Genomic DNA, 17,875 nt, shown 5'->3' on the forward strand with positions numbered 1-17,875 from the left:
ATTGTCTGATTATCCGTTGCTGGCGAGAACCGAGAGTTTGCGGACATTGCTGGCGCCTTCCTGGTCGAGAAGGCGGGTCGGATAGTCCCCGGTGAAGTAGTGGTCGGTGAACTGTGGCGCCTTGGGGTCGCGCTTTTCGCCGCCGACCGCCTCATAGAGGCCATCGATCGACAGGAACTCGAGCGAGTCCGCGCCGATGTAGCGGCACATGGAGGCGAGGTCGGCATGCTGGTTGGCGAGCAGCTTGTCACGATCCGGCGTGTCGATGCCGTAGAAGTCCGGATGGAAGATCATGGGGCTCGCGACGCGGATATGCACTTCGCGCGCACCGGCGTCCCGCATCATCTGCACGATCTTCACCGAAGTCGTGCCGCGCACGATCGAATCGTCAACCAGAACGACACGCTTGCCGGCGATCATTGCGCGGTTGGCGGAGTGCTTGAGCTTGACGCCGAAGGCGCGGATCTGCTGCGTCGGCTCGATGAACGTGCGGCCGACATAGTGGTTGCGGATGATGCCGTATTCGAACGGAATGCCGCTCTGTTGGGCATAGCCGAGCGCAGCCGGCGTGCCGCCGTCCGGCACCGGCACGACCACGTCCGCCTCAATGGGCGATTCTTTCGCGAGGTTGATGCCCATGTTCTTGCGTGACACGTAGATGCTGCGGCCGCCGACGACCGAATCCGGCCGGGCGAAATAGACATATTCAAATAGGCAGAGGCGTTCCGGCTGCGTCACCTCGGGCTTGCGCGCATCGATGGTGATCGAGCCGTCAGGCTGGATCTCGCAGATGATCACTTCGCCGTTCTCGACGTCGCGCACGTAGGTTGCGCCAATGATGTCGAGCGCGCAGGTCTCGGAGCAGAAGATCGGCTTGCCGTCGAGCTCGCCCATGACGAGCGGACGGATGCCGATCGGGTCGCGCGCTGCGATCAGCTTGGTGCGGGTCATCGCCAGCATCGAATAGCCGCCTTCCATCTGGCGGATGGCGTCGATGAAGCGGTCGGAGGAGGAGGTCTGCTTGGAGCGGGCGATCAGATGCAGGACGACTTCGGTGTCGGAGGTCGACTGACAGATGGCGCCATCGGCGATCAATTGGCGGCGAAGGGTGAGGCCGTTGGTGAAGTTGCCGTTGTGGGCGACGGCGATACCGCCGACTTCGAGTTCGGCAAAGAGTGGCTGGACGTTGCGTAGCGCCACTTCACCCGTCGTCGAGTAGCGGGTGTGGCCGATCGACATGAAGCCCGGGAGCTTCGCCAGCGTCGCTGGGTCCGTGTAGTGGTCGCCGACAAGCCCCATGCGCTTTTCGGTGCAGAACTGCTTGCCGTCGAAGGTGACGATGCCGGCCGCTTCCTGGCCGCGATGCTGGAGCGCATGCAGGCCGAGCGCCGTCAGCGCCGCCGCGTCCGGGTGCCCCAATATGCCGAAGACGCCGCACTCTTCGTGCAGCTCATCGCCTTCGAGTTCATCGTGGATTTCCATGGATCTCAGATCGGTCATCACAGTCGCCTTTGCTCCGTACCGGTGCGCATATCGTGATCAGGCCCGCCGTCTTCAAGCGATCTTAGCTGAAAACGGCTGCAAGCGTTATTCCCCAAAAGGACAAAGCCCGCGGGGCGGGCTTTGTCGGCAAATCGTTCCTGTCTCAGCCGTTGGTGGCCGGTGCGTCGTCGGCAGGCGCCTGCTCGGGCGTCGTCGACGGTGTCTGGCCGGGGGTGGCCGCCGGCGCTTCGCCTTCACCTTCGCCGGTCGTGTCCTTGCCGCGCAGGCGGTCGAGAATGGTGGCGTCGGCTTCTTCAGGCAGCAGCGCGATCAGCTTGTTGCCGAGATTGTCGAGCAGCGGTTTCGATTTCGCCTGGGTGACCCAGGTCGGCTGCTGCTGCGGCGCCACGAGCCAGTTGAAGAACAGCATGGCGACGACGACCAGCAGGATACCGCGGGCGGCACCGAACAGGAAGCCGAGGGTGCGGTCGAGCGCGCCGATGCGGCTGTCGATGATGAAATCGGCAATCCGCATGGTGATGAAGGAAATGATGATCAGCGCGATCAGGAAGATCACCGCCGCCGATCCGATCAATGCGACGGTATCGCTGTTGGTGTACTGCTTGGCGTAGGGCAGAAGCTGCGGGTAGAGGAAATAGGCGGCTGCGGCCGCACCCACCCAGCTCGCGACCGAGAGCACTTCGCGCGAAAAGCCTCGAACCATGGCCAGGATTGCGGAAAACAGGGCGACGCCGAGAACGATACCGTCGAGAATTGTAATGGGCATTTTGTCCTTACTCCGGACCCGGTTCGTCCGGGTCTCCTCAAGCCTATCCGCCATCGGCCCTGCCTGATGTTACAGCACCGCGCGTCTTATTGGACGCGCAAAGGTCGCTGTACCACTTTGATGTGCTGCATGTTTTTGTCCTTTGATCGGCTACGATCAAAGGAAACATGCAGTAGGGCATTCGCAGCTTTTCGCGGCCCCTACAGCGCCGCGCGTCCTTTCGGGCGCGCAAAGGTCGTTGTAGCACTTAGACCTGCTGCATAATTTTGTCCTTAAATCGATCCCGATTTAAGGAATTATGCAGTAGGGGCGGTCTGCGACATCCGCTGCGTCAGTCTGCCTCCTCCGCCGGCCTCAGCGCGTGTCGCGATCCCGCGATGCGCGCCACCAGATCCGGCAGACCTTCCATTTCGCTCCATCGGCCATTGCCGTTTTTCGGCAACTCGGTGGAAGCGGATGGCAGAACCGCCTGTGAGAACCCGAGTTTCTCGGCTTCTTTAAGGCGTTGTGCGGTATGCGCAACCGGCCGGATGGCACCCGACAAGCTGACTTCGCCGAAATAGACGCAATCTGCTGGAAGGGCAAGCCCGGCAAGCGATGAAACCAGTGCGGAAGCCACAGCTAGATCGGCGGCCGGCTCCGAAATGCGGTAACCGCCGGCGATATTGAGATAGACATCGTGCTGGCCGAGCCGCACGCCGCAATGGGCCTCGAGTACGGCGAGGATCATCGACAGCCGGGCCGAGTCCCAGCCGACGACGGCGCGCCGCGGCGTGCCGAGCGAAGTCGGCGCGACGAGGGCCTGGACTTCGACGAGAACAGGGCGCGTGCCTTCCATGCCGGCAAAGACAGCCGCACCCGGCGATTTCTCGTTGCGCTCGCCGAGAAACAGTTCGGACGGATTGGCGACTTCGCGCAGGCCCTTGTCGGACATCTCGAAGACGCCGATCTCGTCGGTCGGGCCGAAGCGGTTCTTGACGGTGCGCAGGATGCGATAGTGGTGACCGCGGTCGCCTTCGAAATAGAGCACGGCATCGACCATGTGCTCGACGACGCGCGGGCCGGCAATCTGCCCCTCCTTGGTGACATGGCCGACGAGCACGACGGCGGTTCCCGTCTGTTTGGCGAAGCGGATCATCGCCTGCACGCCGGTCCGAACCTGGGTCACCGTGCCGGGTGCCGAATCGACGATGTCGCTCCAGAGCGTCTGGATCGAGTCGATGATGACGAGGTCGGGCCGCTTGCCGTCGGCGAGCGTTGCGAGGATGTCCTCGACATTGGTTTCGGCCGCAAGCAGCACGTCGCTGTCAGCCGCGCCCAGGCGCTGCGCACGCAGGCGCACCTGCGCCACGGCCTCTTCGCCGGAGACATAGATGACGCGGTGCTTGCGGCGCGAGAGTGCTGCGGCCGCCTGCATCAGCACTGTCGATTTGCCGATCCCGGGATCGCCGCCGACGAGCAGCGCCGAGCCCCGCACGAAGCCGCCACCGGTCACCCGGTCCAGTTCCGAAATGCCGGTCTGGATGCGCGGCGCATCCTCGCTATCGCCGGAAAGCGTGGTGAGCGCCACCGGGCGGCCCTTCTTCGGTGCGCGCGACGGACCGCCGCCGATGCCCGCCGTCGGATCCTCCTCAACGATGGTGTTCCACTCGCCGCAGCCTTCGCATTTGCCCGCCCAGCGGGTGTGGACGGTGCCACAGTTCTGGCAGATGAATTGTGTGCGGGCTTTCGCCATCGAGTCGACTTTCGAAATCTGGAGAGCCACCGGCGATCGCGGGGAGCGATACCGTCAGTGACAGGAGAATCAGCTTTGTCGTCACATAATGCCGCGAAACGCGGAACAAAAGGTGAATTTTAGCGAGGGCCGCAAGGAATTTGCGGGAAAACCCGCGTCAGACTGCGCCGACATAGTTCCTGATGTAGCGATGTCCGAGGCTGGTCAGCAGTTCGTAACCGATCGTACCGCCGGCGCGCGCAATGTCGTCAATAGCGATGTTGCGGCCGAAGAGCTCGATGTAATCGCCCGGGCGTGCTGCACCTGCCGGAAGGTCGGTGACGTCGAACAGGCTGAGGTCCATGGTGACGCGACCGACATGCGGCACGCGCTTGCCGTGTAGGAAGCCGAATGCCCCCGACGGAGTTGCCTGCCGCAGAGTCACGCCGCCGCCGGAAACCGAGCGATGGTAGCCGTCGGCGTAGCCGACCGCGACGGTGGCGATGCGGCTGTCCCTGTCGAAGCGGGCGGAAGCGCCGTAGCTGGCGGTACCGCCGGCGGCAACTTCGCGAATCTGGATGATCCTGGCTTCGGCAGTCACGACAGGCGTCATCGGATTGACGGCATCGTTGACCGCCTCGCCGCCATAGACGGCAATGCCCGGCCGGGTGAGCTCGAAATGATAGTCGGCGCCGAGGAAGACCCCGCCGGAGTTGGCAAGGCTGGCATCGACGCCCTCATAGGCGGCTGCCGCTTCGCGGAAGCGCGCGAGCTGGTAGGCGTTCAATGGATGCTGTGGTTCGTCGGCGCAGGCGAGGTGGCTCATGATCAAGACGGGCGAGAAGCTTGCGGGCCGCGCCGGGTCGTTGGCAAGGGTTACTGCGGCCTCGACCGAGAGGCCGAGGCGATTCATGCCGGTATCGACATGCAGGACGCAGGGATGATCACCGCGCTCCGAAAGCGCGGCCATGAACACGGCGAGCTGCTCCTCGGAATTGATGATGGGCACGAGATCGTTGTCGAAGAAGAACTCTTCGTTTCCCGGCCACATGCCGGCGAGAATGTAGATACGGCCCTCCGGAACGAGGGGGCGCAGCTCGGCACCTTCCTCGGCATTGGCAACGAAGAAGTCACGCGCGCCGGCCGCATAGAGGGTAGGGGCGGCATGTTCGATACCGAGCCCGTAGGCGTTCGCCTTCAACACCGCTGCCGCCCGCGCCTTGCCGGAGCGAGCATTCATCGCCCGCCAGTTGTCGGCAAGCGCGCCGAGATCGATGGTGAGGCGGTTGGAGGCGGAAAGAAATTCGGGAGGAAGCATGCCGGACACTCTGCGTGGACGATCCGAAAAGCAATACAGCCAACGGCCCACGGTCGCAAATGCTCGCCTGTCGCACGTGCACCCGGGCTGTGTCGGGAACCGAGCACTTTTGTGCAAGACGGGATCGGCTCGGACCACTATGATTCCCGCATGCAGACGATTTCGCAGCAACAGGCCATCGATGACACGCCGATTGAGGGCGCCGAACGCACGCGCTTCTGGCGGGACGCTCGTTTCTTGGGGATGGAATGCCTGACGGCGACATTCATCACCCACGAATTCGCGCCGCATGCGCACGAGACCTTCAGCATCGGCGCGATCGAGGCGGGCTCGCAGATCAGCAAGATCAAGGGCGAGCGCTCGGAAGCCGGCCCCGGATTCTTCTACCTGATCAACCCCGACGAGATCCACGACGGTCATCCCGGCGGCAGCGGCTATCGCTACCGCATGGTCTATCCGAGCGCCGATCTGCTGGTGAACATCATCGAGGACGTGACCGGCCGCCCCTTCAAGGGAACGCCGTGCTTCTCGAAGCGTGTGCTGCAGGATGCGGACCTTGCCTTGTCCTTTCATCACGCGCACCGAACGCTTGAGCTGGCGGGCGGTCAGCTCGAGGCCGAAGAGAGAATGTTCGGCGTGCTTGCGGCGATGTTCGAGAGGCACGGCAGCACGATCATCACCCCGATCGAGACGCGCGAGCAGTCCGCTGTGCATCGGGCGCGGGACTATCTGATCGAGAACTACGTTGAAGACGTCGGGCTCGAGGAGCTGGCCAAGGTCGCAGGGCTTAGCCGTGCGCACCTGATCCGCGCCTTCCGCAAGGAATTTCATATCACCCCGCATGCCTTTTTGACCGACAAGCGCGTGCGTGCTGCCAAGACCTTGCTCAGGCATGGCTGGTCGGCGGTGGATGCGGCCTATCAGTGCGGCTTCGCCGATCAGGCGCATTTCAGCCGCCACTTCAAAGCGCGCACCGGTGTGACACCCGGGGCTTTTCGCGCCGGCTAAAGCGGGATGTGGAAAGATGCGTGCCGCTTTCCGCCCGCATCGCGCTCTTACTCACGAGAGCAATCACTTTCGTTCAATACGCAAGCCGCTCCAGCCTTTAGACGTTCTCCGTTTCGCGCAAATGGAGCCAGGGACGTTGCAGGTAAGAAGTGCATTTCAGGAATTTCGGGCCGCGGCGATCGCGATGACGCCGCTGATCGTCGCCGTCATGCCAATCGGTCTGGTGTTCGGTGCGGTGGCTGCGGCCAAGGGGCTGACGCCGGCGGAGGTGACGCTGATGAGCGCGCTGGTCTTTGCCGGTGGGTCGCAATTCGTCGCCATGGATATCTGGACGCACCCGGCCTCCTGGGCCGCACTCGGCTTCTCGGCCCTGCTGGTCAATATCCGCCATGTGCTGATGAGCGCCTCGATCGGCAGCAAGCTCGACGGTTTCTCCGGGCCGGCGCGCTATGCCTCCATGCTGCTGCTCGCCGATGAAATCTGGGCCATGGCCGAGATGCGCGCGAGCAATGGCAGGCTGACGCCCGCCTGGTATGCCGGCCTCGCCGTGCCCTTCTATTGCGCCTGGGTGCTGACGAGCCTGACGGGCGCGATGCTTGGCGCCCTGCTTGGCGATCCGAAGGTCATCGGTCTCGACTTCGCCTTCCCGGCCGTTTTCATCATATTGGTCATGGGGTTCTGGAAGGGGCGTGAAACGGGCGCCGTGCTGGCCGCAAGCGCTTGTGCGGCTGTGGTCACGCATCAATTGCTGCCGGGGGTGTGGTACATCGCGGCCGGTGCCGCCGCCGGCGTCGTCGTGGCCGTGCTTTCCGGCGGACGCAAGGAGGCCCACGCATGACCGTCGATCTCGACACACTGCTTGCGATCCTGGCCATGGCCGCCGCGACGATCGCGACACGCATCGCCGGCCTCGTGCTCATCCGCTCCGTGACGATCGGAGAGAACCAGAAGCGTGCCCTCGAAGCCATTCCGCCTGCGGTTCTGATGGCGGTTATCGCTCCGACGGCACTGGTCACCGGCCCAGCCGAAACGATTGCGGCTGCCGCGACGGCGGTTGCCGCGACCAAGCTGCCGCTGTTGGCATCGGTTGCCGTCGGCGTGGTCTCGGTAGCGCTGTTGCGTCAGGTTCTGGGCGGCGCCTGGTAAAAGGTTAGACCGTCGCGCTTGGGCGGCTGGCTGTGAAGTGAGAGCGGGATGGGAAACCGCAAACATTTTTCCCATCCCGCTCCGGCCGCCCCCACGGAACTTTAGTGTTCTTCGTACTGGCTGAAGGAAGGATCGGCGAGGTCGGCGAAGCGCGTGAATTCCGACTGGAACGCAAGCTTCACGGTGCCCGTCGGTCCGTGGCGCTGCTTGGCGATGATCACATCGGCCGTGCCCTTCACCTGCTCCATCTTCATCTTCCACTCCTCGTACTTCGGGTCGAATTCGTCGCGCGGCTCCAGGTTCTTCACGTAGTATTCCTCACGGAACACGAAGAGCACCACGTCGGCGTCCTGCTCGATCGAGCCCGATTCACGAAGGTCGGAGAGCTGTGGGCGCTTGTCTTCTCGGCTTTCCACCTGACGGGAGAGCTGTGACAGTGCGATGATCGGAACGTTCAGTTCCTTGCCGAGCGCCTTGAGGCCCGTGGTGATCTGGGTGATTTCCTGCACGCGGTTGTCGCTGGATTTGCCCGAGCCGGTCATGAGCTGGATATAGTCCACCACCAGGCAGTCGAGGCCGCGCTGGCGCTTCAGGCGTCGAGCGCGGGCGGAAAGCTGGGCGATCGAGATACCACCGGTCTGGTCGATATAGAGCGGCACCTTCTGCATCATCTGCGAGCAGGCGACGAGCTTTTCGAAATCGGCCTCGGAAATGTCACCACGGCGGATCTTCGACGAGGAGACTTCGGTCTGCTCGGAGATGATACGGGTGGCGAGCTGTTCGGACGACATTTCGAGCGAGTAGAAGCCGACGACGCCGCCGTTCTTCGCCTTGAACGAACCGTCCGCCTGGACTTCGGGCTCATAGGCGGCGGCGATGTTGTAGGCGATGTTGGTGGCAAGCGAGGTCTTGCCCATGCCCGGACGTCCGGCAAGCACGATCAAGTCCGAGCGCTGCAGGCCGCCCATGCGGGCATCGAGCGAATGGATGCCGGTCGAGATACCGGAAAGGCTGCCGTCACGCTCGAAGGCGGCACCCGCCATGTCGATCGCGAGCGCTACGGCATCGTTGAACGACTGGAAGCCGCCGTCGTAGCGACCAGTCTCGGCGAGTTCGAACAGGCGGCGCTCGGCGTCCTCGATCTGGCCCTGGGGCGGCATGTCGAGCGGCGCGTCATAGGCGATGTTGACCATGTCCTCGCCGATGGTGATCAGCGAGCGGCGCAGCGCCAGGTCGTAGATCGCCCGGCCGTAGTCTTCCGCATTGATGATCGACACGGCTTCGGCGGCAAGACGCGCGAGATATTGTGCGACGGTCAGGTCGCCCACCTTCTCGTCGGCCTTGAGGAAGGTCTTGATGGTGACCGGGTTTGCGGTCTTGCCCATGCGGATGATGTCGCCGGCGACCTCAAAGATCTTGCGGTGCAGCGGCTCGTAGAGATGCACCGGCTTCAGGAAGTCCGAGACGCGGTAAAAGGCGTCGTTGTTGACGAGGATCGCGCCGAGCAGAGCCTGTTCGGCTTCAAGGTTGTTCGGCGCCTCGCGATAGTGCTGGTCCACCTGATCGTTGCTGATAGGGGATAGCTTTCGCGCCGCGTCGTTCATGTCGTTTTATCTCTGCCTCTGTCTGGTGTGGAACCGGTTTGCGATCTACCGCGAGCCGGGTCAAGTGCAGGGGGGACACACTCGCAAAGCGTCTCATCGCGGTCTGGCGCTTTTCCCGTTGTTCGACTGATCCACAGGCCGGGTTCACAAAAGCGTAGAATCTCGCCTTCCCACAAAGTTGGACGTTGACGAACGAATCACCCAACCGGGCTACGGAAGTGTAGCCCTCTCCCTAATCCGCTCAAATCTCCATCTTGAAAACCGGCCGCATTTGGATTAGATAGGAGCAAAATAGTTAGCATGCTAGTAATATGGAAAAGATACCAATGTATCAGCCCACCGTAAACCGCGAACTGTTCGATGCCCTGTCGCTGGTCAATCGCAAGCTACGGGCCGTGTTCGATGCTCGGGTGAAGGAAAAGGGGCTGACGCTCTCGCGGGCGCGCGCGCTCTTCGCCCTGACCCGGAAGGATGGTTTGAACCAGCGCGAGCTGGCCGATGAGCTCGACATCGAGACGCCGACGCTGGTGCGCCTGCTCGACGGCATGGAGAAGCAGGGTTTCATCGAGCGGCGGGTCGAGGCCTCCGACCGGCGCGCCAAGCAGATCCACATGACGGAGTATGGCCGCAGCGTCGCGGACGAAATCCTGAGGCTTGCCGATGAGATCCGGGCGGAAGTGCTGGAAGGTATTGATGCCGCCGAACTTGCCGTGACAAAGCGGGTGGTGCGGGCGATCGCCGACAACGTTCAGTCACTGGCGCGGGAGTGACGGCGATGAGCGCAGTCGCGACCGCTGCTGCAAACGATAATCGCAATGCTCCGGCGCCGGAGATCAGTGCGGCCGGCGACCTGGAGGAGATTGCTCCTGTTGCACCGGTTCCGGTGCCAGCACCAGCCGACAAAAGCCCGGCGCTATCGGCGGTCTATGTGGTCGGTTCCGTTCTTCTGTTTTTGACGCAGGGCCTGGGCATGAATCTGGCGCTGGCCAATCTGACGCAGGTTCAGGGATCGCTCTCGGCAACTTCGGTCGAGGCCGGCTGGCTGTCGGCGGCCTACATGGCGCCCAATGTCAGCCTGTCGATCGCCCTGGTGAAGATCCGCGCTCAATATGGGCTGCGCCGCTTTGCCGAAATCAGCATCGTCGGCTTCGTCATCGTCTCCTTGATGAACGTCTTCGTTTCCGACCTGCATTCGGCCATCGTCGTCCGCTTCATCAGCGGCATCGCCGCCGCACCGATGTCGACGCTCGGCTTCCTCTATATGCTCGAGGCCTTTCCGCCGGCGCGCAAATTGACCGTCGGTCTGGCGCTCGCACTCACCTGCACGACGATCTCCGCGCCGATCACCCGTCTCATCTCGCCAACCCTCATCGAATACGGCCAGTGGCATGCGCTCTATACGCTCGAAATGGCGCTGGCGCTGATCGCGCTGCCGATCATCTATCTGCTGCCGCTGACGCCGGTGCCGCACGCCAAGGTTATCCAGCGCATGGATATCCTGAGCTACCTGCTCGTCGCTGTCGCCTTCGGTTGTCTCGCAGTCGTGCTGACCATGGGGCGTCTCTACTGGTGGCTGGAGGCGCCCTGGCTCGGCATTCTCCTGGTCGTCTCGATCGCGACGCTGACGACCGTGGTGCTGATTGAGCTCCATCGCCAGGTGCCGCTGATCGATGTGCGCTGGATCGCCTCGAAGGAAATCATCCATTTTGCCGCGGTCCTGCTGATCTTCCGCCTGGTCGCCTCCGAGCAATCGGCAATCGCCGCGAATTTCTATCAGCAGCTCGGCCTCCAGTTCGAACAGGTCGCAACGCTCTATTGGATCATCCTCGCCGCGGCCATCGCCGGTGGCCTGCTCTGCGCGGTGCTGATGAACCCGCAGCATGCGGAGCGCGTGCACATCCTCGCGCTCGGCCTGCTTGCGACCGGCGCCTATATGGACAGCCAGGCGACGAGCCTGACACGGCCGGAGCAGATGTATCTGAGCCAGGCGATGATCGCCTCGGGCACTGCGCTCTTCCTGCCGCCTGCCATGGCGCGCGGTTTCAAGGCGGCGCTGGCGAAGGGGCCGAGCTACATCCTGAGCTTCATCGTCATCTTCCTGTTCACCCAGAGCATCGGCAGCCTGATCGGTTCCGCGGCCTTCGGGACCTTCATCACGATCCGCGAGAAGTTCCATTCCAATATTCTGGCCGAGCAGATGGTGTTGTCCAATCCGCTGGTTGCTCAGCGCGTCAACCAGCTCTCCGCCGCCTATGGCAAGGTGATGGGCGATAGGACCCTGCTGAACGGCGAGGGCACCTTGCTGCTGTCGCAGCAAGTGACGCGGGAAGCCTACATACTCGCCTATAACGACGCATTCCTGCTGGCCGCCGTGATCGCGCTTTTCGCACTCGCCGGCCTGCTCCTGCACATGTCCTGCAACTGGCTCACGCAGAGGCTGACTGCCCCTGCGCCAATGCCGGCCGCTTGATCAATCGAGTTGACGACCATGCCGAAGTTCCTCCGTTCTCCAACGACCATCCTTGTGTTTCTCGCCGGCATCGCCGGTGTCGCCCTTGTGCTCTATGCCTGGCGGCTGCCGCCGTTCCACAGCTCCGTCGAGATGACGGAGAATGCCTATGTGCGCGGCTATGTCACGATCATGAGCCCGCAGCTTTCGGGCTACGTCGCCGACGTTCCGGTGCGCGACTACGAGACCGTCAAGGCAGGGCAATTGCTGGTGAAGATTGACGATCGCATCTATGCGCAGAAGCTGGCTCAGGCCGAAGCCACGCTTGCCGGACAGAAGGCGGCGCTCGCCAATTCCTATCAGCAGGAACTGTCGGCCAAGGCCGGCATCGCCGCCAGCGAAGCACAGCTCGACAGCGCCAAGGCGGCCTTCAACCGGGCGCGCGCCACCTGGGACCGCATTCGTCCGCTCGCCGAAAAGGGCGTGTCGACACGCAGCGATGCCGATCAGGCACGCGCCGGCTTCGAGCAGGCCGACGCCGCCGTGAGCCAGGCGGAAGCCGGGCTGGAAGTGTCGAAGCAGGCGCTGGCGACGACGCTTGGCGCGCGTGCAGGATTGGAAGCGGCCGTGACCGGCGCGGAAGCGGCCGTCGAACTGGCGCGCATCGATCTCGAAAACACACGCATCGTTGCGCCGCGTGACGGCAGGCTGGGCGAGATCGGTGCGCGGATCGGGCAATATGTGACGGCGGGATCGCAACTCCTCGCACTGGTGCCGAACGATGTGTGGGTCGTCGCCAATTTCAAGGAGACGCAGCTCGACGGCATGAAGGCGGGCCAGCCCGTCACCATCGCGGTCGATGCCCTGCAGAAGAGCGAACTTACGGGACATATCGAGCGCTTCTCGCCGGCGGCCGGTTCGGAATTCAGCGTGATCAGGGCGGACAACGCCACCGGCAACTTCACCAAGGTGGCCCAGCGCGTCGGCGTGCGGATCGTGGTCGATCCCGGTCAGCCGCTGGCCGAGATGCTCTCGCCCGGGCTCTCGGTGGTCGTGCGCGTCGACAAGGACGCGCCGACCCAGGCGACTGGCCACGCCGTGCCCGTTGCTGCGCAGGGGTAGGCTGCCGCCTTCCGTGAAGAAGCGTAGAAAGAAGCGACCAAGAAAAAAGCCCGGATCGATGACCCGGGCTTTCGTCTGTCGAATGGCCGCTAAGGCTTATTCTTCTTCGCCTTCGAATTCGGCTTCCGGATTGAAGAAGTCTTCCGGCTTCAGAGCGTCTTCGTCGACGCCGTAGATGGCGTCGGCCGAGGTCAGGCTTTCGCCCTTGGCCTGGCGCTCGGCTTCTTCAGCCGAACGGGCCACATTGATTTCAACCGAAATCTCGACTTCCGAGTGCAGGTGCAGCGTGACCTTGTGCAGGCCGATCGACTTGATCGGATGGTTGAGGTCAACCTGGTTGCGGCCGACGTTGAAGCCTTCGGCAGCGAGCACTTCGATGATGTCGCGAGCGGCAACCGAGCCGTAGAGCTGGCCGGTTTCGCCAGCGGAGCGGACGATGATGAAGGACTTGCCGTCGAGCTTTTCGGCAACCGCCTGGGCTTCCGACTTGCGCTCGAGGTTACGGGCTTCGAGCGTCGAACGCTCGGCTTCGAAGCGGGCCTTGTTGGCAGCGTTGGCGCGCAGTGCCTTGCCGAGCGGCAGGAGGTAGTTGCGGGCAAAGCCGTCGCGAACCTTTACGGTGTCGCCCATCTGGCCGAGCTTGGCGATACGTTCGAGAAGAATGACTTCCATGTTGGTTTCCTTTCAGTGTTTCAGTTCGTTGGTCAGTTTTTTCCCACCGGCGTGACTGCGATGGTGCGTCGCGTATCGATCAGGCCGGACAGGAGGAAGAAGAATGCCGGGATCGTGAACACGAGCACCGACAGGTATGCGATCCACAGCACGGGAAGCCGCCAGGACTTGCCGCGCGTGCGGAAATGGAAGGAGGCGAAGCCGGCGAGCAGAAAGCCTGCGCCGAAGGTTCCGCAGATCAGCGCGCCGATCGTCGCGGGCGCGCCGCCGAGGAAGGTCATGACCAGGCCGCCGAGGAAAATGAAGATCGCGTTGCGGTGCATGCGCAGCGTCGAAGGAATGTCCTCGCGCGGGCGCAACGACCGGCCCGACATCTGCACGATGCGGGTTGCGACGTAGTAGGCGGTAAAGAGCATCAATACCCAGATCGCGCCCTGGACGAGCGGCAGGGCCAGGGTGAAGAGCGACTTGATCTGGGCAACGGCAGCTACGTCCGGATTGTAGCCCGGATCCTGCGCCTTCACCGCCTCAATGACGATATCGACCATGCGGTCGGAGATGTCGGCGCCATAGCCGACGATGAAGCCGACGATGATCATGCCGATGGTCACGAGGCCGGCGAGGTGGCTGAGGATATCGGACAGTGGATACCAGGCAAGTGCTTCGTCCGGGCCGCCGAGTTCGGAAGCCGGGCGGGCGAGATTGGCGAGGTGGCTGAGCCAGCCGGCGGGGATCAGCGTGACGACGAGAATCAGCAGTGCGAAATAGGGCGAGACGAGCGCGGCGGCGGTGGCGCCGGCGCTGACGATCGCAGCAATCGCGGCGGCATTGCCCCAGCCGAGGCCGGCAATCAGGATCGGGAGTGCGGAAGCGGCATAAAGGACGATGGCAAGAGACGACTGCGTGTTCGCGCCCATCGACAAGAGGGCGGCGGTAAAGCCGGCGAGAACGCCGGTCAGCAGCGATGTCCTGTTCACATTCGTCACGTTCGCTGTCCTGCTTCGTGCAGTTAGGGGATGGCAAAGGCCCGGCCCCAGCATGGGATTTTGGCGCTTTCGCACCGGTTCCGATCCGCGCCCACCGCGGAAGGGAGGGGCAAGGCGCTCACGTCGGCGGAGCGCCTTATCCCGGAGTCGGTTTCCGTCGAGTCAGATGACCGACGGAGAGTCAGCCGTTCTTAGGAAACGACGTAGGGCAGCAGGCCGAGGAAGCGTGCACGCTTGATCGCCTGGGCGAGTTCGCGCTGCTTCTTCTGGGAAACGGCCGTGATGCGGGAAGGAACGATCTTGCCACGCTCGGAAATGTAGCGCTGCAGCAGACGGATGTCCTTGTAGTCGATCCGCGGAGCGTTTGCGCCCGAGAAGGGGCAGGTCTTGCGGCGACGGTGGAACGGGCGACGAACCGGAGCGGAAGAAACTTCAGCCATTGTCTTTATCTCCTAAAGCTTCTTGATTACGCGCGGTCTTCGCGCGGACGACGCGGGCGGTCTTCGCGGTCGCCACGGTCCGGACGCGGACCACGGTCGCCGAAGCCACGCTCCGGACGGTCGCCATCGCGGCGCGGACGGTCGTCGCGGTCGCGCTTCTGCATCATGGCAGACGGGCCTTCCTCGTGCTTTTCGACGGCGATCGTCATGTAGCGCAGGATGTCTTCGTTGATGCGCATCTGACGCTCGACTTCGTGAACAGCCGGTGCCGGAGCATCGATGTCCATCAGAACGTAGTGAGCCTTGCGGTTCTTCTTGATGCGGTAGGTGAGGGACTTCAGGCCCCAGTTCTCGACGCGACCGACCTTGCCGCCGTTCGCTTCGAGCACGCCCTTGTACTGCTCGACGAGAGCGTCGACCTGCTGCGGCGTGATGTCCTGGCGGGCCAGGAATACGTGTTCATAAAGAGCCATTGTGGCTTGCCTTTCTTGCGTTAATCAGCCCGGACCTCGGCGGCTAAGCCTCAACGACTGTTCTTATGGGCTCGCAAAAGCCGGCAAGAAAGTGTTGTATCGAGACGGTCGAGAGCGGAGACACGGGAGGCCGGAATGCCTTGCATTCCTGACGGCGCCCTCGCGGGAAACCGGCCCTCCGTTCAGCCACCAGCCAGAAGACCGGGCATTTCGAACAGCGCGCTTATACGCATTTTTCCGCAGAAGGCAAGGCTCGCCGGATATTTTCACTCCGCCCTGGTCTCTGACGGCCCCATGCCGATCAGATCGGCATGGGGTAGAGACGGTGCAGTCGCCGGATGCCGTTCATGACGTCCTGCGACAGAGTGAGATTGGCGGCGCCGAGGTTGGTCTTCAACTGATCCATCGACGTCGCGCCGATGATGACGGACGCCATGAACGGACGCGTCAGGCAGAAGGCGATTGCCATCTGAGCGGGATCGATACCGTGCTCGCGTGCAAGCTTCACATAGCCGGCGACCGCCGGTTCCTGGTGCGGCGTGAAGCGGCCGCCGAGATCGCCGTTGATCGAGAGGCGGGAGCCCTTCGGTCTGGCGCCGTCCAGATACTTGCCGCTGAGCAGTCCGGCTGCGAGCGGCGAATAGGCGAGCAAGCCCACGTCCTCGTGATGCGACAGCTCGGAAAGATCGAGATCATAGGCGCGGTAGAGCAGATTGTATTCGTTCTGGACCGAGGCGACCCTTGGCAGGGCGTGACGTTCGGCCATGTCGATGAACTTCATCGTGCCCCAGGCCGTTTCGTTGGAGAGACCGATGGCGCGGACCTTACCGGCATTCACGAGATCGCCGAGCTTGTCGAGGATCGCTCGGAGATCGCTGGCGACATGCGCCTTGTCCTGCTTGGCCGGATCGTAGGACCAGGCATTGCGGAAGTGGTAGTGACCGCGGTTCGGCCAGTGGATCTGGTAGAGGTCGACATAGTCCGTCTTCAAACGTCGAAGGCTGGCGTCGATTGCCAGTTCGATGCCTTCTGGGGTCGTGGGATCGCCATTGCGGATATAGGGGCGGCCGGGGCCGGCGACCTTGGTCGCGAGCACGACGTCGTCGCGGCGGCCGCGCTTCGCCAGCCATTCGCCGATGAAACGCTCCGTATTGCCGTAGGTCTCGGGCGAGAGCGGGGTCGTTGGGTAGAGTTCAGCCGTATCGATGAAATTGACGCCCGTGTCGAAGGCGTGATCCAGCTGCTCGTGCGCCTCGGCGATGGAGTTCTGCGAGCCCCAGGTCATGGTGCCCAGGCAGATTTCCGAGACCTTGATGCCGGTGCGGCCAAGCGTGTTGTAGCGCATCTAGATAAGTATCCTTGTGAAGGGCGGGCGCCGACTTGGGGAGGAAAGGAGCGCGCGCGGGAATGGAGTGGCCGCCTTTGCCTGTGCGTCGGTGGCAGGGCAGAACGACATCGGGCGGCAAACTTACGCCTTGATTGTTGAAGATCAAGGGCAAAAGGCGCCGTCGGACTCGTCCGTACGGGCCTCCAAGCTTGACTCGCCGTTCAGGAATGTGAATGGAGAGGGAACCGGAGCGGGCTTGGGGAAAAGTGTTTGCGGTTTTCGCCCGGATCCCGCTCCAACTCATAAGAACCGATCACTATGATTTCGTGTCGAGCCGACCCGAAATTATAGTGATCTAGGGAAGGGACTATCCCATGAGCATTGCATTCACGTTTCCCGGCCAGGGCAGCCAGGCTGTCGGCATGGGCAAGGATCTGGCCGACGCTTTTCCGGAAGCGGCAGCGGTTTTTGCCGAAGTCGACGAGGCACTCGGCGAGAAGCTGTCCGAGATCATGTGGAACGGCCCCGAGGAAACGCTGACGCTGACCGCGAACGCGCAGCCCGCGCTGATGGCCGTATCGATGGCCGTCATCCGGGTGCTCGAAGCCAAAGGTCTCGACATCAAGTCAAAGGTCTCCTTCGTCGCCGGCCATTCGCTCGGTGAATATTCGGCGCTCTGTGCCGCCGGCACCTTCTCGATCGCCGACACGGCGCGTCTCCTGCGTATCCGCGGCAACGCGATGCAGGCGGCCGTACCGGTCGGTAAGGGCGCGATGGCCGCGATCATCGGCCTGGAGCATGCCGACGTCGAAGCCGTTTGCCGCGAAGCTTCGGCGCTCGGCTCCTGCCAGATCGCCAACGACAATGGCGGCGGCCAGCTGGTGATTTCCGGCGAGAAGGTGGCCGTCGAGAAGGCTGCCGCACTGGCATCCGAAAAGGGCGCCAAGCGCGCTTTGATGCTGCCGGTTTCCGCTCCCTTCCATTCGAGCCTGATGGCGCCGGCCGCCGACGCCATGCGCGAGGCTCTCGCCAAGGTCGAGAAGCGCAATCCCGTCGTGCCCGTGATCGCTAACGTGCTGGCCGCACCTGTCAGCGATGCCGGCGAGATCGCCCGGCTGCTGGTGGAGCAGGTCACGGGCCAGGTCCGCTGGCGCGAGACGGTCGAGTGGTTTGCCGCCAACAACGTCACGACGCTCTATGAACTCGGTTCCGGCAAGGTCCTGACCGGGCTTGCCCGCCGGATCGACAAGACCGTCAACGGTATTGCCGTCAATACGCCTGCCGATATCGACACCGCACTTGCCGCCTTGCTCGCCTGAGCGATCGCGCAAGCGCTCCAGTTACAAG

At 63.1% G+C, this 17,875-nt stretch carries 17 protein-coding genes; 7 read left to right on the forward strand and 10 right to left on the reverse strand.

Annotation, left to right across the window (positions count from 1 at the left end; translation table 11 throughout):
• Window positions 1-9 precede the first annotated feature (9 nt).
• The 4 genes from purF to alr all read right to left on the reverse strand — a co-directional run bounded on the left by purF (window position 10) and on the right by alr (window position 5,301).
• Window positions 10-1,500, reverse strand: a complete 1,491-nt coding sequence (purF, locus tag ACQ5BM_RS04615; protein ID WP_429808384.1) for an amidophosphoribosyltransferase — start codon at window positions 1,498-1,500, stop codon at window positions 10-12.
• 145 nt (window positions 1,501-1,645) lie between these two features.
• Window positions 1,646-2,269 carry a CvpA family protein gene (locus ACQ5BM_RS04620; RefSeq protein WP_429808387.1) on the reverse strand — a complete coding sequence of 208 codons (624 nt, stop codon included), beginning with the start codon at window positions 2,267-2,269 and terminating at the stop codon, window positions 1,646-1,648.
• Between the two features lie 331 nt (window positions 2,270-2,600).
• Window positions 2,601-4,004 carry a DNA repair protein RadA gene (gene radA, locus ACQ5BM_RS04625; RefSeq protein WP_429808390.1) on the reverse strand — a complete coding sequence of 468 codons (1,404 nt, stop codon included), beginning with the start codon at window positions 4,002-4,004 and terminating at the stop codon, window positions 2,601-2,603.
• 157 nt (window positions 4,005-4,161) lie between these two features.
• The gene (alr, locus tag ACQ5BM_RS04630) at window positions 4,162-5,301 is read right to left on the reverse strand and encodes an alanine racemase (RefSeq protein WP_429808393.1); all 1,140 of its coding nucleotides are present in this window, start codon (window positions 5,299-5,301) and stop codon (window positions 4,162-4,164) included.
• Window positions 5,302-5,451: 150 nt separating this feature from the next.
• On the opposite strand from alr, the gene ACQ5BM_RS04635 reads away from it, so the two are divergent.
• The 3 genes from ACQ5BM_RS04635 to ACQ5BM_RS04645 all read left to right on the forward strand — a co-directional run bounded on the left by ACQ5BM_RS04635 (window position 5,452) and on the right by ACQ5BM_RS04645 (window position 7,455).
• Entirely contained in the window at window positions 5,452-6,309 is an 858-nt protein-coding gene (locus tag ACQ5BM_RS04635) for an AraC family ligand binding domain-containing protein (RefSeq protein ID WP_429808396.1), read from the forward strand.
• A 184-nt stretch (window positions 6,310-6,493) separates the two neighbouring features.
• Window positions 6,494-7,147 (forward strand): AzlC family ABC transporter permease, encoded by a 654-nt coding sequence (locus ACQ5BM_RS04640; RefSeq protein ID WP_429808399.1) that lies wholly within the window; start codon window positions 6,494-6,496, stop codon window positions 7,145-7,147.
• Window positions 7,144-7,455, forward strand: coding sequence for an AzlD domain-containing protein (locus ACQ5BM_RS04645; protein WP_429808402.1), 312 nt, complete (start codon window positions 7,144-7,146; stop codon window positions 7,453-7,455). Before ACQ5BM_RS04640 ends, ACQ5BM_RS04645 begins: the two co-directional genes overlap by 4 nt.
• A 101-nt stretch (window positions 7,456-7,556) precedes the next feature.
• Here ACQ5BM_RS04645 and ACQ5BM_RS04650 read toward each other — a convergent pair whose 3' ends face one another.
• Window positions 7,557-9,059, reverse strand: coding sequence for a replicative DNA helicase (locus tag ACQ5BM_RS04650; protein WP_429808405.1), 1,503 nt, complete (start codon window positions 9,057-9,059; stop codon window positions 7,557-7,559).
• 326 nt (window positions 9,060-9,385) lie between these two features.
• Between ACQ5BM_RS04650 and ACQ5BM_RS04655 the strand changes: the two genes are divergently transcribed.
• Genes ACQ5BM_RS04655 through ACQ5BM_RS04665 form a run of 3 tightly spaced genes read left to right on the forward strand, consistent with a single transcriptional unit; the run spans window position 9,386 to window position 12,630 of the window.
• The gene (locus ACQ5BM_RS04655) at window positions 9,386-9,829 is read left to right on the forward strand and encodes a MarR family winged helix-turn-helix transcriptional regulator (protein WP_429808408.1); all 444 of its coding nucleotides are present in this window, start codon (window positions 9,386-9,388) and stop codon (window positions 9,827-9,829) included.
• A gap of 5 nt (window positions 9,830-9,834) precedes the next feature.
• Window positions 9,835-11,529, forward strand: a complete 1,695-nt coding sequence (locus ACQ5BM_RS04660) for an MFS transporter (RefSeq protein WP_429808411.1) — start codon at window positions 9,835-9,837, stop codon at window positions 11,527-11,529.
• An 18-nt stretch (window positions 11,530-11,547) separates the two neighbouring features.
• Window positions 11,548-12,630, forward strand: coding sequence for an HlyD family secretion protein (locus tag ACQ5BM_RS04665; RefSeq protein ID WP_429808413.1), 1,083 nt, complete (start codon window positions 11,548-11,550; stop codon window positions 12,628-12,630).
• 96 nt (window positions 12,631-12,726) lie between these two features.
• On the opposite strand, the gene rplI is transcribed toward ACQ5BM_RS04665, so the two are convergent.
• From rplI to ACQ5BM_RS04690, 5 genes are all read right to left on the reverse strand, one after another.
• On the reverse strand, window positions 12,727-13,302 hold the full coding sequence (gene rplI, locus ACQ5BM_RS04670; RefSeq protein WP_429808416.1) for a 50S ribosomal protein L9: 576 nt from the start codon (window positions 13,300-13,302) through the stop codon (window positions 12,727-12,729).
• 32 nt (window positions 13,303-13,334) lie between these two features.
• The gene (locus ACQ5BM_RS04675; protein ID WP_429808419.1) at window positions 13,335-14,288 is read right to left on the reverse strand and encodes a DUF2232 domain-containing protein; all 954 of its coding nucleotides are present in this window, start codon (window positions 14,286-14,288) and stop codon (window positions 13,335-13,337) included.
• 191 nt (window positions 14,289-14,479) lie between these two features.
• Window positions 14,480-14,728, reverse strand: a complete 249-nt coding sequence (gene rpsR / locus ACQ5BM_RS04680) for a 30S ribosomal protein S18 (RefSeq protein ID WP_025426448.1) — start codon at window positions 14,726-14,728, stop codon at window positions 14,480-14,482.
• Between the two features lie 26 nt (window positions 14,729-14,754).
• A complete protein-coding gene (gene rpsF, locus ACQ5BM_RS04685) occupies window positions 14,755-15,201 on the reverse strand; it encodes a 30S ribosomal protein S6 (RefSeq protein ID WP_173516058.1) in 447 nt (148 codons plus the stop codon).
• Window positions 15,202-15,502: 301 nt separating this feature from the next.
• Entirely contained in the window at window positions 15,503-16,546 is a 1,044-nt protein-coding gene (locus tag ACQ5BM_RS04690; protein ID WP_429808423.1) for an aldo/keto reductase, read from the reverse strand.
• Window positions 16,547-16,902: 356 nt separating this feature from the next.
• Here ACQ5BM_RS04690 and fabD point away from each other — a divergent pair, with 356 nt between their 5' ends.
• The gene (gene fabD / locus ACQ5BM_RS04695; RefSeq protein ID WP_429808426.1) at window positions 16,903-17,847 is read left to right on the forward strand and encodes an ACP S-malonyltransferase; all 945 of its coding nucleotides are present in this window, start codon (window positions 16,903-16,905) and stop codon (window positions 17,845-17,847) included.
• Window positions 17,848-17,875: the final 28 nt, after the last annotated feature.

It is taken from the genome of Ensifer sp. B1-9, assembly GCF_050474445.1.
Classification (GTDB): domain Bacteria; phylum Pseudomonadota; class Alphaproteobacteria; order Rhizobiales; family Rhizobiaceae; genus Ensifer.

Excerpts from the sequence above, each read along its gene's own strand:
- ACQ5BM_RS04640 (WP_429808399.1), top strand. The coding sequence starts at position 6,494 with ATGACGCCGCTGATCGTCGCCGTCATGCCAATCGGTCTGGTGTTCGGT.
- fabD (WP_429808426.1), top strand. The coding sequence starts at position 16,903 with ATGAGCATTGCATTCACGTTTCCCGGCCAGGGCAGCCAGGCTGTCGGC.
- ACQ5BM_RS04645 (WP_429808402.1), top strand. The coding sequence starts at position 7,144 with ATGACCGTCGATCTCGACACACTGCTTGCGATCCTGGCCATGGCCGCC.
- ACQ5BM_RS04690 (WP_429808423.1), bottom strand. The coding sequence starts at position 16,546 with ATGCGCTACAACACGCTTGGCCGCACCGGCATCAAGGTCTCGGAAATC.
- rplI (WP_429808416.1), bottom strand. The coding sequence starts at position 13,302 with ATGGAAGTCATTCTTCTCGAACGTATCGCCAAGCTCGGCCAGATGGGC.
- purF (WP_429808384.1), bottom strand. The coding sequence starts at position 1,500 with ATGACCGATCTGAGATCCATGGAAATCCACGATGAACTCGAAGGCGAT.
- ACQ5BM_RS04650 (WP_429808405.1), bottom strand. The coding sequence starts at position 9,059 with ATGAACGACGCGGCGCGAAAGCTATCCCCTATCAGCAACGATCAGGTG.
- ACQ5BM_RS04655 (WP_429808408.1), top strand. The coding sequence starts at position 9,386 with ATGTATCAGCCCACCGTAAACCGCGAACTGTTCGATGCCCTGTCGCTG.
- ACQ5BM_RS04665 (WP_429808413.1), top strand. The coding sequence starts at position 11,548 with ATGCCGAAGTTCCTCCGTTCTCCAACGACCATCCTTGTGTTTCTCGCC.
- ACQ5BM_RS04660 (WP_429808411.1), top strand. The coding sequence starts at position 9,835 with ATGAGCGCAGTCGCGACCGCTGCTGCAAACGATAATCGCAATGCTCCG.
- rpsF (WP_173516058.1), bottom strand. The coding sequence starts at position 15,201 with ATGGCTCTTTATGAACACGTATTCCTGGCCCGCCAGGACATCACGCCG.
- ACQ5BM_RS04635 (WP_429808396.1), top strand. The coding sequence starts at position 5,452 with ATGCAGACGATTTCGCAGCAACAGGCCATCGATGACACGCCGATTGAG.
- rpsR (WP_025426448.1), bottom strand. The coding sequence starts at position 14,728 with ATGGCTGAAGTTTCTTCCGCTCCGGTTCGTCGCCCGTTCCACCGTCGC.
- radA (WP_429808390.1), bottom strand. The coding sequence starts at position 4,004 with ATGGCGAAAGCCCGCACACAATTCATCTGCCAGAACTGTGGCACCGTC.
- alr (WP_429808393.1), bottom strand. The coding sequence starts at position 5,301 with ATGCTTCCTCCCGAATTTCTTTCCGCCTCCAACCGCCTCACCATCGAT.
- ACQ5BM_RS04620 (WP_429808387.1), bottom strand. The coding sequence starts at position 2,269 with ATGCCCATTACAATTCTCGACGGTATCGTTCTCGGCGTCGCCCTGTTT.